Raw genomic sequence first — 13,789 nt, 5'->3', positions numbered from 1 at the left:
GGACGCGATCAGGTTCCGCGCGGCTTGGCGCGGGTGGTCGCAGTCGCATTGGCCGGGTCTTCAGGCCAGGGATGGCGTGGATATCGACCGCGCATCTCGCTGCGGACCGCCGCCCATGACCCAGCCCAGAAACCCGGCAGATCCTTCGTCACCTGAACCGGCCGTCGCGCGGGCGACAGCAGGCTGAGCGTCAGGGGAACGCGCCCGCCGCCGACTGTCGGATGGGTCGTCACCCCGAACAGTTCCTGCACCCGGATTTCGACACGCGGTCCGCCCTCGGCCCCGTAGTCGATGCCCGCGCTGCCCAGCGGCGTGGTCAGGCGCGTCTGCGCCAGTTCATCCAGTTTGCGCTGCAAATCCCAGGGGATCAGGCCGCGCAGGCCTTCGGCCAGCCTGCCGTCGCTGATGTCGGCCAGTGATCGCGCTCCGTCGAGCAACGGCCACAGCCAATTCTCGCGCTCCGCCAGCAGCCCCTCATCCGAAACATCCGGCCACGTCGCATCCAGCCCGTGCAGGAAGGCCAGCCGCGCCCGCAACGCGCCCGCCTGCTCGCCCCATTTGAGGGCGCTGAGGCCGCCCGCCATGATCTCGGACTTCAGCGCCGCCGTCATTGTGGTTCGGTCCGGCGCACCGACCACCTTTTCATCCAGCACCAGCGCCCCGATCCGTCGGATGCGGCGAATCACCGGCTTGCCGGAAGGCTCACGCGCCAGCCGGTCCTCGACCTCAATCAGATGCGCCAGATCAGCCTCCAGCGTCGTCGCATCCAAAGCCGCCGCCAGACGGATGCGGTCGCGGGCGTCGCCGCCGCCCAGTTCCGCCACGGCCAGCCACGGCTCGCGCGCCAGATGCTCCGTCGGCTCGATGAAGGCGCCGCGCCCGGAGGCCAGCAGCACCTCGCCCGGCTTGCCCTTGGCGCGCGCGATGCGTTCGGGAAAGGCTTCGGCCAGCAACAGGCCCGCGTCCGCCTCGCCGTCCCGGCCGCCGCCCGCCGCCCGCGCCCAGCGCTCGGCCAGCTTCATGGCGTCGCGGCCACGCGGCGAACGGTCCCGCGCCAGCCCCTTCAGCCGGTCGTGCAGGTCGACGCCGTTTCCGCCGAGGCCCGGCTCGCTGAGCACCGCCGCGATCTTCGCCCCGCCGAGCGCATCGCCCTGATCCGATGCCACGGCCACCATGTGCGCCAGGCGCGGCGCTAGTGGGATGCGGGTCAGCCTCCGCCCATGCGGCGTCAGATCGCCCTTGGCGTCCAGCGCGCCCAGTCGGGTCAACACTTTGCGCGCCTCCGTCATCGCTCCGGCCGGCGGCGGGTCGAGCAGAGCCAGCCCCTCGACCGACTTCGCCCCCCAGCGCGCCAGATCGAGGGCGAAGGCGGTCAGGTCCGCCTCCTGAATCTCGGGCCGTTGATGCGCGACCAGACCGCGGGTCTGTTCCTCGTCCCACAGACGGTAACAGACGCCCGGCTCCACACGGCCCGCGCGGCCTCGCCTCTGTTCGGCCGAAGAGCGGCTGACCTTGACTGTCGCCAGCCGGGTCAGGCCGCTGGACGGCTCGAAGCGCGGCACGCGCGACAGGCCGCCGTCGATGACCACGCGCACCCCCTCGATGGTCAGGCTTGTTTCGGCCACGGAGGTCGCCAGCACGACCTTGCGGCGACCCGGCGCGGCGGGCTCGATGGCGCGGTCCTGCTCGGCCTTGTCCAGCGCGCCATAGAGGGCGACGACATCGACCGACGGATCACGCAACCGCTCGTTCAGGCGTTGGACGGTGCGGTGAATCTCGCCCTGCCCCGGCAGGAAGGCCAGGATCGAACCGGTCTGGTCGTGCAGGGCCTGAACCACGGCCTTGGCCATGGCGTCCTCGAACCGCTCCACCGGGTTGCGGCCCAGATAGCGGGTCTCGACCGGGAACATTCTTCCCTCGGCCTCAATCACCGGCGCGCCATCCAGCAGGCGCGACACCCCCGCGATATCGAGCGTCGCAGACATGACCAGCAGGCGCAGGTCGTCGCGCAGCACCGCCTGACTGTCTCGCGCCAGCGCCAGGCCCAGATCAGCGTCCAGACTGCGTTCGTGGAATTCATCGAACAGGACGGCGCCGACGCCCTCCAGTCCCGGGTCGTCGAGAATCATCCGGGTGAAGACGCCCTCGGTCACGACCTCGATTCGGGTGTCCGGACCGATCCGACTCTGCAGGCGCGTGCGATAACCGACGGTTTCTCCGGCCTTTTGGCCAAGACTGGCGGCCATGCGATCGGCGGCGGCGCGCGCGGCCAGTCGTCGTGGCTCCAGGACCAGAATCCTGCCGCCCGCCAGCCACGGCTGATCCAGCAGGACCAGAGGCACGACCGTGGTCTTGCCCGCGCCCGGCGGGGCCGCAAGGACCACCGCAGAGGTCTGGGCCAGGGCGGCCTTCAGCGGCTCCAGAACGGCGTGAATCGGCAACATAAAGCGCCTGTAGCGCCTTCGAAGGGGTTCACGAAAGCGTCGTCGGCGCGTCATCCCTCGTAAACCGCGTTGCGCGCACGGCCTCAGATGGCTAGCGTCCCCGCCCAAGAAGGCGACCCGGGAGGGGTCGTCGCATATGTTGGGGGCGCAACTGCATGTCTGCAGACGGCGTAAAGCCTGCCGGTAATCGGCTATTCCTTAAAAAATCCATCGCCCAAATTCAGAAGGAAGCCGCCAAGAGCGAGCTGAAGCGGACGCTTGGCCCGCTGAACCTGATGAGTCTGGGCATCGGCGCCATCATCGGCGCGGGCATCTTCGTGCTGACCGGTCAGGTGGCTTCGGCCCACGCCGGTCCGGCCATCATGTTCTCCTTCGTCATCGCCGGCATCGCCTGCGGCCTCGCGGGTCTGTGCTACGCCGAACTGGCGTCGACCATGCCGGTCTCGGGCTCGGCCTACACCTATGCCTATGGCACTCTGGGCGAGATCTTCGCCTGGATCATGGGCTGGCTGCTGGTGCTGGAATACGGCGTCGCGGCCTCAACCGTCGCCGTCGGCTGGTCCGGCTATGTGGTGTCGATCCTGAATGACTTCGGGATCAGCGCCAGTCTGTTCCCGACAATAAGTTACCCAGGCGGCGAAGGACCCCAGTGGGCCACCCCACTGATCCAATACGTCGCCTCGGGCGCTGACGCGGGCTTCCCGCTGACGGGCACCTTCAACCTTGTGGCGGCCGTCGGCATCGCCGCCGTCTGCGGCCTGCTGGTGCTGGGCGTGTCGGAATCGGCGAACATCAACAACGCCATCGTCGTCATCAAGATCATCGTCCTGCTGACCTTCATCGCCGTCGGCCTGCAGTACATCAACCCGGCCAACTGGGACCCCTTCATCCCGCCGCAAGGCGAAACCTGGGACCAGTTCGGCGTGGGCGGCATCTTCCGCGGCGCCTCGATCATCTTCTTCGCCTATGTCGGTTTTGAAGCGGTTTCGACCGCCGCAGCCGAGGCCAAGAACCCGTCGAAGGACGTGCCGATCGGCATCCTGGGCGCACTGTTCGTCTGCACCCTGATCTACATGGTCGTGGCCGCCGTCATGACCGGCGTCGTTCCCTACCTGGAGTTGGCCTCGCCCGCCCCGATCGCCGTCGCTATCGACCGCATGGCGCTGACCTGGGCTGATATTCCGCTGGCCGGCGCGCCGGGCGGCAAGCTGAACATGATCGCCTTCCTGATCAAGATCGGCGCTATCACCGGCCTGTCCTCGGTCATGCTGGTGCTGTGCTACGGCCAGACGCGCATCTTCTATACGATGGCGCGCGACGGCCTGCTGCCCAAGGCGTTCGCCGTGGTGCACCCGAAGTTCCGCACCCCGTGGATCGGCACCATCCTGCTGGGCATCGTCATCGCCATCGCGGCGTCCTTCCTGCCCATCTCGATCCTGGGCGACCTGGTGTCGCTGGGCACGGCGACGGCCTTCGCCATCGTCTGCCTGTCGGTCATCGTGCTGCGCATCAAACACCCGGAGATGGAACGTCCGTTCCGCGTTCCGGGCGGCATGGTCACGGCCGTGCTGGGCATCCTGGCCTGTCTGACGCTGGCGTCGTTCAACTTCGTGCCGATGGTTCAGCACGCCATGAACGACAACCCGCTGCCGCTGACCATCCTGGGCGTCTACGCCGTGGTCGGCGCCCTGATCTACGGCCTGTACGGCTTCGCCCACTCGAAGCTGGCCAAGGGCATCGACATCACCGAAGACGTCAAACTGGAATCGGCGGTTGACGCCTTCGGTCACGGCGTCGACAACAAGAAGGACGACTGATCCCGATCAGTCGTTCCGCACACCGCGTCTACAAGTTGCGGCGGCCAAACGGCCTCAAGCAGCGCGAAGCGCGGTAGGCCAAAAAAACAGAAAGGCCCCGGAGCGATCCGGGGCCTTTTTCATGTTCGGATGGGATTGCCGAAACGGCCGCCCTCGCCTACAGCCTCGAGCGAACCTATGCGGATGTGGCGGAACTGGTAGACGCACCAGATTTAGGTTCTGGCGCCGAGAGGCGTGGAGGTTCGAGTCCTCTCATCCGCACCAGGCTTTCAGCCGTTCAGCAAATCAGCCAGCACCGCCGGCAGCTGTTGCGGCAGATCCTCTGAGATCAGGCCCGGCCCGAAGCGCCGCGCGGCTTCCGAATGCATCCACACCGCTGCGCGCGCCGCATCGAAGCTGTCCATGTGTTGGGCGATCAGGCCGCCGATCAGGCCCGCCAGCACGTCCCCAGTGCCCGCCGTCGCCAGCCAGGGTGAACCGTCGCCGTTGACCGCCAGGCGCCCGTCCGGCGCCGCTATGACCGTCGCCGCGCCCTTCAGCACGACGATAGCTCCGGCCAGGCGCGCAGCCTCCTGCGCCGCGCCCTCTCGGCCCTGAGCCTCCAGCAGGCCGGGAAACAGCCGCTCGAACTCGCCTTCGTGCGGGGTCAGGACGTCGTCACGGTCCAGCCAGGCGAACAACTGCTCAGGTCGATCGCGGAACAGGGTCAGGGCGTCCGCATCGACCACCAGCGCCGCGCCCGTGCGGGCCAGAGCCGCCAGGTTCAGCGCCGTGCTTTCGATCAATCCGGCGGCGGGGCCGATCACGATCGCGTCCATCGGATCGGCCAGGGCCTGAAGCTGCTCGGGCGTCGCGAAGCTGGCCAGCATGACCGCCTCCAGCGACGGGGCCAGAACCGGCGCCGCGTCCGGCGGGCAGAAGACCTTGACCAGCCCCGCGCCGATCCTGAGACCGGCGCGCGCCGCCAGCCGCGCCGCCCCGGTGGACAAGGCTCCGCCCGACACCACGCCCAGTCTGCCGCGCATGTGTTTGTGGCTGTCAGCGCCCGGTCGGGGCAGCAGATGGCGCCACTCAGAGGGACTGTTACCGAACTTCATGTGGATTTCCGTTCACGGATGGCCTTTGAGCACGAAAAACACTTGCCAAATTGTGCGATGCAATGTCCCTTTACCGCCCGAGCGTCGGACCAAACAAGGAGCCGGCTCGGGACTTGCCATGAAGAAGATCGAAGCCGTCATCAAGCCATTCAAGCTGGATGAAGTGAAGGATGCGCTCCAGGACATCGGGGTGCAGGGCATGACTGTGCTGGAGGCCAAGGGATATGGTCGCCAGAAGGGTCATTCGGAACTCTATCGCGGCGCCGAGTACGTCATCGACTTCCTGCCCAAGATCAAGATCGAGGTGGTTGTGGCCGATGACCTGGCCCCGGCCGTGGTTGAGACGATTCAAAACGCGGCCCGCACCGGCAAGATCGGGGACGGCAAAATCTTCATCACCAACCTCGAAGACGTGATCCGTATCCGCACGGGCGAAACCGGCGCCCAGGCCATCTAGACCAACGGCCGCCTCTCGGGGCGGCCGATTTCAATTCCCAGTACAGGACCTCCTCCCCCATGAGCGCCGCCGAAAAGATCCTGCAGGAGATCAAGGATAAGGACGTCCAGTACGTCGATCTCCGTTTCACCGACACGCGCGGGCGCGTCCATCACGTCACCTTCGACATCGGCATGGTCGACGAGGAATTCCTCGAAGACGGCACCATGTTCGACGGCTCCTCGATCGCCGGATGGAAGACCATCAACGAGTCCGACATGCTGCTGAAGCCGGACCTGTCGAGCGCCTTCATCGACCCCTTCTACCAGCAGACCACCCTGTTCATGTTCTGCGACGTGCTGAACCCGGACACGGCCGAGCCCTATAATCGCGACAGCCGCTCGATGGCCAAGAAAGCGCTGGCCTATGTCCAGTCGTCGGGCGTGGGCGACACCGTCTTCTTCGGTCCTGAAGCCGAGTTCTTCGTGTTCGACGACGTGCGCTGGAACACCGCGCCGCACGACACCCGCTACAGCTTCGACTCTACCGAACTGCCCGCCAACACCGGCGCCGAATACGCCGAGGGCAACCTGGGCCACCGCCCGGGGCCCAAGGGCGGCTACTTCCCGGTCAATCCGGTCGACTCAGGTCAGGACCTGCGTGGCGAAATGCTGGCGGTCATGAAGGATCTGGGGCTCAATCCTGAAAAGCACCACCACGAAGTGGCCCCCGCGCAGCACGAACTGGGCCTGAAGTTCAGCGACCTGCTGACCATGGCCGACCGGCTGCAGCTGTATAAGTACGTGATCCACAACGTGGCGCACGCCTACGGCAAGTCGGCCACCTTCATGGCCAAGCCGATGTTCGGCGACAACGGCTCGGGCATGCACGTCCACATGTCGATCTGGAAGGACGGCAAGCCTCAGTTCGCGGGCGACAAATACGCCGGCCTGTCGCAGGAATGCCTGTGGTATATCGGCGGCATCATCAAACACGCCAAGGCCATCAACGCCTTCGCCAACTCGACCACCAACTCCTACAAGCGCCTGGTGCCGGGCTATGAGGCGCCGGTGAAGCTGGCCTATTCGGCCAGCAACCGCTCGGCCTCCATCCGCATCCCGCACGTCACCTCGGCCAAGGCCAAGCGTCTGGAAGCGCGTTTCCCCGACCCGATGGGCAACCCCTATCTGACGTTCGTGGCCCTGCTGATGGCGGGGCTGGACGGGATCGAGAACCGCATCGACCCGGGCGCGGCTGCCGACAAGAACCTGTACGACCTGCCGCCTGAAGAGCGTCACTCGATCCCCGAGGTCGCCGGTTCGCTGCGCGAGGCTCTGGATGCGCTGGACGCCGACCGCGCCTTCCTCAAGAAGGGCGGCGTCATGGATGACGACTTCATCGACAGCTACATCACCCTGAAGCAGGAAGAAGTCGCCCGGCTGCAATTGCACCCGCACCCGGTCGAGTTCGACATGTACTACAGCTGCTGATCACGGGATCGGCTTGATACGGAAAGCCCCGGGCGGAGCATCGTCCGGGGCTTTTCTTGTTCACGCGCGATCGTAGCGTTCGACCGCTCGGATCAACGCATCAGTGTCGTCCGCGCACAATAGCGGCCGGAGCGCCTCGAACTTCTCCTCAGGCCAGCCGTAGATGTCGAGTGCGATCACGGCCTCGATCACAGCGTCCGGAAACCGCTTGCGGATCAGCGTCGCCGGATTGCCCGCCACGATGGAATAAGGCGCCACATCCTTGGTGACGATGGCGCCAGAGGCGATCACTGCGCCCTCGCCGACCGTCAGGCCGGGCATGATCATGGCGCGCATACCAATCCAGACGCCGTCCTTAATGACCGTGTCGCCCTTGCCCTGATAGGCGTCCACAATGACCTCGGCGAAGGGATAAAGGCTGAACCAGTCCGTTCGATGCGTATGGTTGCCGCCCAGCAGGATTACCGCCTCTGCGCCGATGCAGACGCAATCCCCGATGAACAGTTGGTCGATCGGCCACTGCGGAGTCCACGTCTTCAGGCTGTACGCGTCGCCATAGAGATAGCGGACGACGCTTTCCTCGAACGAACCGGTCCAGGCGTTGCTGTAATAACTGCGCCGGCCCCTGATATGGATGTTCGGGTTGGCGACTGTCTCGTGGAGCAGTTCAACCTTGGACCAGTGCCGGTCCGGCGCGGTATGGGACATGAAGCGACCTCAAGATGCTTGTCAGCGTCTGAATCGCCTCACCGCCCCACGGATCAGGCCACCAGTCCCTCGGCCTGATCGGCCTTCTTGCGGCGCAGCTCGATGATCCGGACGCACCAGATGGACACCTCGTAGAGCAGGACCATCGGCACGGCCAGCATCAGTTGGCTGATCGGATCGGGCGGCGTCACCACGGCGGCGACCACGACCACGGCGACGATGGCGTAGCGACGGCCCTTGGCCATCATCTGGCTGTTGATCAGGCCCGCAAGGCCCAGCAGGGTCATCACGACCGGCAACTGGAAGCACAGGCCGAAGGCGAGGATCAGCGCCGTCACGAGATTGAGGTAATCTGACACCTTGGGCAGCAGTTCCGCCGCCACATTCTCCCCGATGATCTGCTGACTCAGCGAGAACCACATCACGAAGGGCAGCATGACATAATAGACCAGCGCCGCACCCAGCAGGAACAGCACCGGAGCCGCGATCAGGAACGGCAGGAAGGCGCCCTTCTCATTGCGGTACAGGCCCGGCGCGACGAAGCGGTACAGTTGCCAAGCTAGGATCGGGAAGGCGACGATGACCGCGCCCAGGCCCGCCAGCTTCATCTTGGTGAACAGGATTTCCAGCGGCGCCGTATAGATCAGCCGCACGCTGTGCTGATCAACCTCGGGCACCGGGATCAATCCAGCCGTACCAAGAATCAGGTTGAACGGCGACACATGGCCATGCGCGCCCACCGTCTGGTGGAAGGCGGCCGAGACCACATAGGGTTTCACCAGGAACAGATAGAGCGTCTCTGAAAAAGCGAAACAGCCGATGAAGGCGATGATGAAAGCGACCACGCAGATCATCAGCCGCGACCGCAGCTCGATCAGGTGATCCATCAGAGGCGCGCGCGAAGCCTCGATATCAGCTTCGTCGTGTTCGGCGCGGCTCATAGATCGACCTTCTTGGTACGCTTGACCTTGGGGCGCGAGGCAGGCGGTTTCAGCGATGGCGACGGGGCGCCAGATTTCGGCGCCGGCTTGCGAGCCTTGGCCTTGGGCGCGGCCCCGGCAGAGGCGGCCTTCTTCGCTCTGGGCTTCGCTGGTGCCTTGGCTACAGTCTGGGAAGCCGCGACCGGCGTGGCGCTATCAGGCCATTCGTCGACGCCCGTGGCTTCAATCTGAGCCTCTTCCTGCATGAAAGTTTCAGCGGCCGCCGAGGTCTCAAGCGGCGCTTCAAGCTCCTTGCGGATGTCCTTGAAGGCCTCGTCCGCATCGGCGCCGAGGGCGTACATGCCCTGCCCCGACCGAAGCGCCTCGACCTCCTTGCGCAGGTCGTCAAGTTCGGACTGACGCGCCATTTCATCGAAGCTGGCGCGGAACTCATTGGCCATACCCCGCGCCTTGCCGACGAACTGGCCGACCTTGCGCATCAGCACAGGCAGGTCCTTTGGCCCCACGACAAGCAGGGCCACCAGACCGATGACAAGGATTTCGAACCCGCCGATTCCGGGGCCAAGACCACCCATGGTTCAGCGTCTTTCGGCGAAAATCAGCGGTTCAGTTCTTCTTTTTCGGCCTCGGTGCGCGGCAAGGCGCCCGGGGCGTCCTTGCCCTTGGCGTCCGTGTCGTCCTTCAGGCCGTCCTTGAAGGCCCGGATGCCCTTGGCCGCGTCGCCCATGATGCCGGACAGCTTGCCGCGTCCGCCGAACAGGACCAGCACGACAACGACGACAATGGCCCAGTGCCAGATGCTCATGGAGCCCATGGCGATACCTCCTCAAGGGGCGGCCGCGCCCACACGCGCCCCACCGACTGATTGTTGTGCGTCATATAGGCTGAGTGATGGCGATGCGCCAAGGGAGGCTGTAGGCATCGCGACCATGAATCCTAACGATCACGTCATCATCCACACCGACGGCGCCTGCAAGGGCAACCCCGGCCCCGGCGGCTGGGGCGCCATTCTGCAAACCGGCGGCGGCCATGAAAAGGAACTCTGGGGCGGCGAGGCCCTGACCACCAACAACCGCATGGAGTTGATGGCGGCCATCATGGCGCTGGAGGCGCTGAAGCGCCCCTGCCGCGTCGATCTGCACACGGACAGCAAATACGTCATGCAGGGCGTGACCGAATGGATTCGCGGCTGGAAGGCTCGGGGCTGGAAGACCGCCGATAAGAAGCCGGTCAAGAATGAAGACCTGTGGCGGCGCCTGGACGAGGCCCGCAACCGCCACGAGGTCAAATGGCACTGGGTCAAGGGCCACGCCGGCCACGCCCTGAATGAGCGGGCCGACGGACTGGCCAATCGCGGCGTAGACGAGTTGCGGGGGCGTTAGGCCGTCCGCACCTTCAAACGCGGACCGGACACCGATTCGACGATGACGCTCTCGCCTGCCAGAGGCGCGGCGCCCTCGATCTCAGCCGGCCATTCCGACCCCGACACGAATACGCGCCCGCGTCCATCGACAAAGGCTTCGACGACCCGAGCGCGCTCGCCGATCAGACGCACGTTGCGGTCGTTGATGTCCGGCTGATCCTTGGGATTCACGCGCTTGATCAAGCGGCGCGACATCACCGTCGATGCGACCGTCAACGCCGCAAAGACGCCGATTTCGATCGGGAGTCCCAACTGAGGCGCCAGGGCGGTCAGCAAGGCGGTCAGCCCCGCCGAGACCGCCGGCCACAACAGCCACTCGGTCGAGGCCGTCGCCTCGATCCCCAGCAGGACGACCCCGATCGCCAGCCATAGCCAGAACGGCTGCGACGCATGAAGCGAAACGATCCAGTCCATGACCTACTCCGTCGTCGGCACGGCGCCGCCGGATCGACGCGGCGAAACAGTGCGGCTGGGGGGCGTCGAAGCCGAGGAAGCCGCCGCGGCGCGAGACGGTTCGCGACGGATGTCCGACCGACTCTGTTGCTGTTCCTTGGCCAAGCCTACCAGTTCGCCCAGGCCCGCGATGGTGCCTACCAGGCCGCCCATTTCGGCGGGTACGATGACCGTCTTGGCCGTCGGGTTGCGGGCCAATTCACCGAACGCCTCGACATATTTCTGGGCCACGAAGTAGTTGATGGCGTTGACGTCGCCGCGCGCGATGGCTTCCGACACCATGGCCGTCGCCTTGGCCTCTGCTTCCGCCTCACGTTCACGGGCTTCAGCATCGCGGAACGCAGCTTCCTTGCGGCCCTCCGACTGCAGGATGGCGGACTGTTTGGCGCCCTCGGCGCGGGCGATGGCGGCCTGCTTTTCGCCTTCCGCCTCGGTGATGATGGCGCGGCGCTCTCGCTCCGCCTTCATCTGGCGGGCCATGGCGTTGGTGATGTCGACGGGCGGGGTCAGATCCTTGATCTCGATCCGATTGACCTTGACGCCCCACGGCTCGGTCGCCGCATCGATGACGGTCAGCAGGCGTGAATTGATGTTGTCGCGCTGGAACAGGACTTCGTCCAGATCCATGGAGCCGACCACGGTCCGCAGATTGGTCGAGCACAACTGGGTGATGGCGTATGGCAGATTCTCGACGCGATAGGCGGCGGCCGAAGCGTCCATGACCTGAATGAAGACGATGGCGTCGACCTTCACCATGGCGTTGTCCTTGGTGATGACCTCCTGCGTCGGGACGTCCAGCACCTGCTCCATCATGTTCATGCGGCGGCCGATGCGTTCTACGAACGGGGTCAGGATGTGGATGCCCGGCGTCAGGGTCTTCGTGTACTTGCCGAACCGCTCCACCGTGAACTCACGGCCCTGGGGCACGATCTTGATCACGCTGAACAGGAAGATGAGCGCGAAGATCGCGAACATCACGAAGAAAATCAGCGAAAAATTCATTAGGCCCTCCGATGTGGAGACCAGCTTATCCGCCAGACGCCTGCTGCGCCATCGAATCCGGTTCCCTCAACATGACATCACCGTCAGCCATCCGGCGCGCCATGCGAATGATCCGCCGCGTTTCGTCCCAATCCACCTTGGCCAGCGCGGCCTCGAACGGGAAAAAGGCCGCTTCAGCCGCGTCATCGGCCGCCACGGGCTCGCCCGCGATCCAGCGCGCGGCGTAGTCGATCAGGACATAATGACGCCCTGCCTCTGGAAACAGGCCGTCCACCACGTCGACCAGACCGATCAGCTCGGCGTCGACGCCGGTTTCCTCATGCAGTTCGCGCAGGGCGGCGTCTGCCAGGCGCTCGCCCGGCTCCAGCCGTCCGCCCGGCAGGCTCCACTCGCCCACGCGCGGCGGCGTGCCGCGCCGGATCAGCAGGACTTCGTCGCCTTTCAGGCACACCACGCCCACAGCCGGCGTCGGAATCATGTTTTGCCCCCAAATTGACCGCCAGAAGGCATGGTTTTGCGCTTCCACCACGTCGCGCCTTTTGCCACAAGGCCGATATGACCCTCCCCACGCCAGAATCCCTCGCTGAACTCAAGGCCGCCCTGCCCGGCGCCTGGACGCAGGACGCCGCCGAGATGGCGCCGTGGCTGACCGAATGGCGCGGCCGCTGGACCGGCGAGACGCCGCTGCTGCTGCAGCCGCGCACGACCGAGGACGTCGCCCGCGCCGTCGAGATCTGCGCCCGTCATGGCACCGCCATTGTGACCCAGGGCGGCGGCACCGGACTGGTCGGCGGTCAGATTCCCTATGGCGAGGTGCTGCTGTCCACGCGCAAGCTGCGGACGGTGCGCGACGTGACCCCGCTGGACGACGCCATGACGCTCGAGGCGGGCGTGACCCTGCTGGAGGCGCAGGAACTGGCCAAGGAGAAGGACCGCTTCTTCCCCCTCAGCCTCGCGGCCGAGGGTTCGGCCACCATCGGCGGCGTGATCTCGACCAATGCGGGCGGCACGGCGGTCCTGCGCTACGGCATGATGCGCGATCTGGTGCTCGGCATCGAGGCCGTCATGCCCGACGGTCAGGTGTTCAACGGCCTGAAGCGCCTGCGCAAGGACAACACCGGCTATGACCTGAAGCAGATGTTCATCGGCGCCGAGGGCACGCTGGGCGTCATCACGGCGGCCACGCTGAAGCTGTTCCCCATCATGCGCAGCCGCGCCACGGCCATCGTCGGGCTGGAGAGCCACCACGACGCCGTCGAACTGCTGGCCCGCGCCAAGGCCGAGACCGGCGGCGGCGTCGAGGCCTTCGAGCTGATGAAGCGGCTGGGCATGAGCCTGGTGCTCAAGAACATTCCCGACACGCGCGAACCGCTGGAATCGACGCCGCCCTGGTATGTGCTGATCGAACTGGCCTCAGGCGAACCGAACGGCGCCGAGGCTGCGATGGAGCGCCTGCTGACCGCCGCCTTCGAAGAAGGGCTGATCGTCGACGCCGCCATCGCCCAGAACGACGCTCAGAAAGCCGAGTTCTGGCGTCTGCGCGAAGAGCATTCGGCCGCCCTCAAGCCCGAAGGCGGCGGCTGGAAACACGACGTCTCGGTTCCCGTCTCCCGAATCGCGGATTTCATCGACGAGGCCACGGCGGCGGTCGAGCAGTTCCATGCGGGTTGCCGCGTGTCGGTCTTCGGCCACGTCGGCGACGGCAATCTTCACTATGACGTGATCCCCGGCGTGGGCGAGGACGTCGCCGCCTTCATCGCCCGCTGGATGGAGGGATCGCAGGTCGTGCACGATGTCGTGGCCCGTTACGACGGCTCCATTTCGGCTGAACACGGCCTGGGGCGGCTGAAAACCGACGAGGCGCGACGTTACAAATCGCCGCTCGAAATCGCGACCATGCAGGCGATCCGGCAAGCCATCGACCCCCAGCGGATCATGAATCCGGCGGTCCTCTTCTGATGAGTTGCGACCGTATGTG

14 protein-coding genes and 1 tRNA gene are annotated in these 13,789 nt (G+C 65.7%); 6 read left to right on the top strand and 9 right to left on the bottom strand.

What is annotated here, in order from left to right:
• Positions 1-8 precede the first annotated feature (8 nt).
• Complete coding sequence (gene hrpB / locus H556_RS0101180; RefSeq protein ID WP_024352701.1) at positions 9-2,444, bottom strand: ATP-dependent helicase HrpB; 2,436 nt, start codon at positions 2,442-2,444, stop codon at positions 9-11.
• A gap of 155 nt (positions 2,445-2,599) precedes the next feature.
• On the opposite strand from hrpB, the gene H556_RS0101175 reads away from it, so the two are divergent.
• Both H556_RS0101175 and H556_RS0101170 read left to right on the top strand, forming a co-directional pair.
• Positions 2,600-4,261 carry an amino acid permease gene (locus tag H556_RS0101175; RefSeq protein ID WP_024352700.1) on the top strand — a complete coding sequence of 554 codons (1,662 nt, stop codon included), beginning with the start codon at positions 2,600-2,602 and terminating at the stop codon, positions 4,259-4,261.
• A gap of 179 nt (positions 4,262-4,440) precedes the next feature.
• Positions 4,441-4,525, top strand: a tRNA-Leu gene (locus tag H556_RS0101170).
• A 5-nt stretch (positions 4,526-4,530) separates the two neighbouring features.
• On the opposite strand, the gene H556_RS0101165 is transcribed toward H556_RS0101170, so the two are convergent.
• Positions 4,531-5,358, bottom strand: coding sequence for an NAD(P)H-hydrate dehydratase (locus tag H556_RS0101165; RefSeq protein WP_024352699.1), 828 nt, complete (start codon positions 5,356-5,358; stop codon positions 4,531-4,533).
• Positions 5,359-5,476: 118 nt separating this feature from the next.
• Here H556_RS0101165 and H556_RS0101160 point away from each other — a divergent pair, with 118 nt between their 5' ends.
• On the top strand, positions 5,477-5,815 hold the full coding sequence (locus H556_RS0101160; RefSeq protein ID WP_024352698.1) for a P-II family nitrogen regulator: 339 nt from the start codon (positions 5,477-5,479) through the stop codon (positions 5,813-5,815).
• Between the two features lie 59 nt (positions 5,816-5,874).
• Positions 5,875-7,284 (top strand): type I glutamate--ammonia ligase, encoded by a 1,410-nt coding sequence (gene glnA, locus H556_RS0101155; RefSeq protein ID WP_024352697.1) that lies wholly within the window; start codon positions 5,875-5,877, stop codon positions 7,282-7,284.
• Positions 7,285-7,344: 60 nt separating this feature from the next.
• Here the strand turns inward: glnA and H556_RS0101150 are convergent, their stop codons facing one another.
• From H556_RS0101150 to H556_RS0101135, 4 genes are read right to left on the bottom strand one after another with little or no spacing between them, the layout of a single operon-like run.
• Positions 7,345-7,992, bottom strand: coding sequence for a CatB-related O-acetyltransferase (locus H556_RS0101150; protein ID WP_024352696.1), 648 nt, complete (start codon positions 7,990-7,992; stop codon positions 7,345-7,347).
• A gap of 53 nt (positions 7,993-8,045) precedes the next feature.
• A complete protein-coding gene (gene tatC / locus H556_RS0101145; protein ID WP_024352695.1) occupies positions 8,046-8,933 on the bottom strand; it encodes a twin-arginine translocase subunit TatC in 888 nt (295 codons plus the stop codon).
• On the bottom strand, positions 8,930-9,508 hold the full coding sequence (gene tatB / locus H556_RS0101140) for a Sec-independent protein translocase protein TatB (RefSeq protein ID WP_024352694.1): 579 nt from the start codon (positions 9,506-9,508) through the stop codon (positions 8,930-8,932). Before tatB ends, tatC begins: the two co-directional genes overlap by 4 nt.
• A 23-nt stretch (positions 9,509-9,531) precedes the next feature.
• Entirely contained in the window at positions 9,532-9,747 is a 216-nt protein-coding gene (locus H556_RS0101135) for a twin-arginine translocase TatA/TatE family subunit (RefSeq protein WP_024352693.1), read from the bottom strand.
• Between the two features lie 115 nt (positions 9,748-9,862).
• On the opposite strand from H556_RS0101135, the gene rnhA reads away from it, so the two are divergent.
• Positions 9,863-10,315: a ribonuclease HI gene (rnhA, locus tag H556_RS0101130; protein ID WP_024352692.1), complete on the top strand. Its 453-nt coding sequence runs from the start codon at positions 9,863-9,865 to the stop codon at positions 10,313-10,315.
• On the opposite strand, the gene H556_RS0101125 is transcribed toward rnhA, so the two are convergent.
• Genes H556_RS0101125 through H556_RS0101115 form a run of 3 tightly spaced genes read right to left on the bottom strand, consistent with a single transcriptional unit; the run spans position 10,312 to position 12,289 of the window.
• The gene (locus H556_RS0101125) at positions 10,312-10,770 is read right to left on the bottom strand and encodes an NfeD family protein (RefSeq protein ID WP_024352691.1); all 459 of its coding nucleotides are present in this window, start codon (positions 10,768-10,770) and stop codon (positions 10,312-10,314) included. The two genes, rnhA and H556_RS0101125, sit on opposite strands and share 4 nt — an antisense overlap.
• Before the next feature lie 3 nt (positions 10,771-10,773).
• Positions 10,774-11,784 (bottom strand): SPFH domain-containing protein, encoded by a 1,011-nt coding sequence (locus H556_RS0101120; protein ID WP_373561207.1) that lies wholly within the window; start codon positions 11,782-11,784, stop codon positions 10,774-10,776.
• 52 nt (positions 11,785-11,836) lie between these two features.
• Positions 11,837-12,289, bottom strand: a complete 453-nt coding sequence (locus tag H556_RS0101115; protein ID WP_024352689.1) for an NUDIX hydrolase — start codon at positions 12,287-12,289, stop codon at positions 11,837-11,839.
• Between the two features lie 77 nt (positions 12,290-12,366).
• Between H556_RS0101115 and H556_RS0101110 the strand changes: the two genes are divergently transcribed.
• A complete protein-coding gene (locus tag H556_RS0101110) occupies positions 12,367-13,770 on the top strand; it encodes an FAD-binding oxidoreductase (RefSeq protein ID WP_024352688.1) in 1,404 nt (467 codons plus the stop codon).
• The last annotated feature ends 19 nt before the right edge of the window (positions 13,771-13,789 follow it).

Origin of the sequence: Brevundimonas naejangsanensis DSM 23858 (genome assembly GCF_000421705.1) — a bacterium.
Lineage (GTDB): Bacteria > Pseudomonadota > Alphaproteobacteria > Caulobacterales > Caulobacteraceae > Brevundimonas > Brevundimonas naejangsanensis.
The sequence above is the reverse complement of the archived record's forward strand: the minus strand, read 5'-3'. Positions and strand labels throughout refer to the sequence as shown.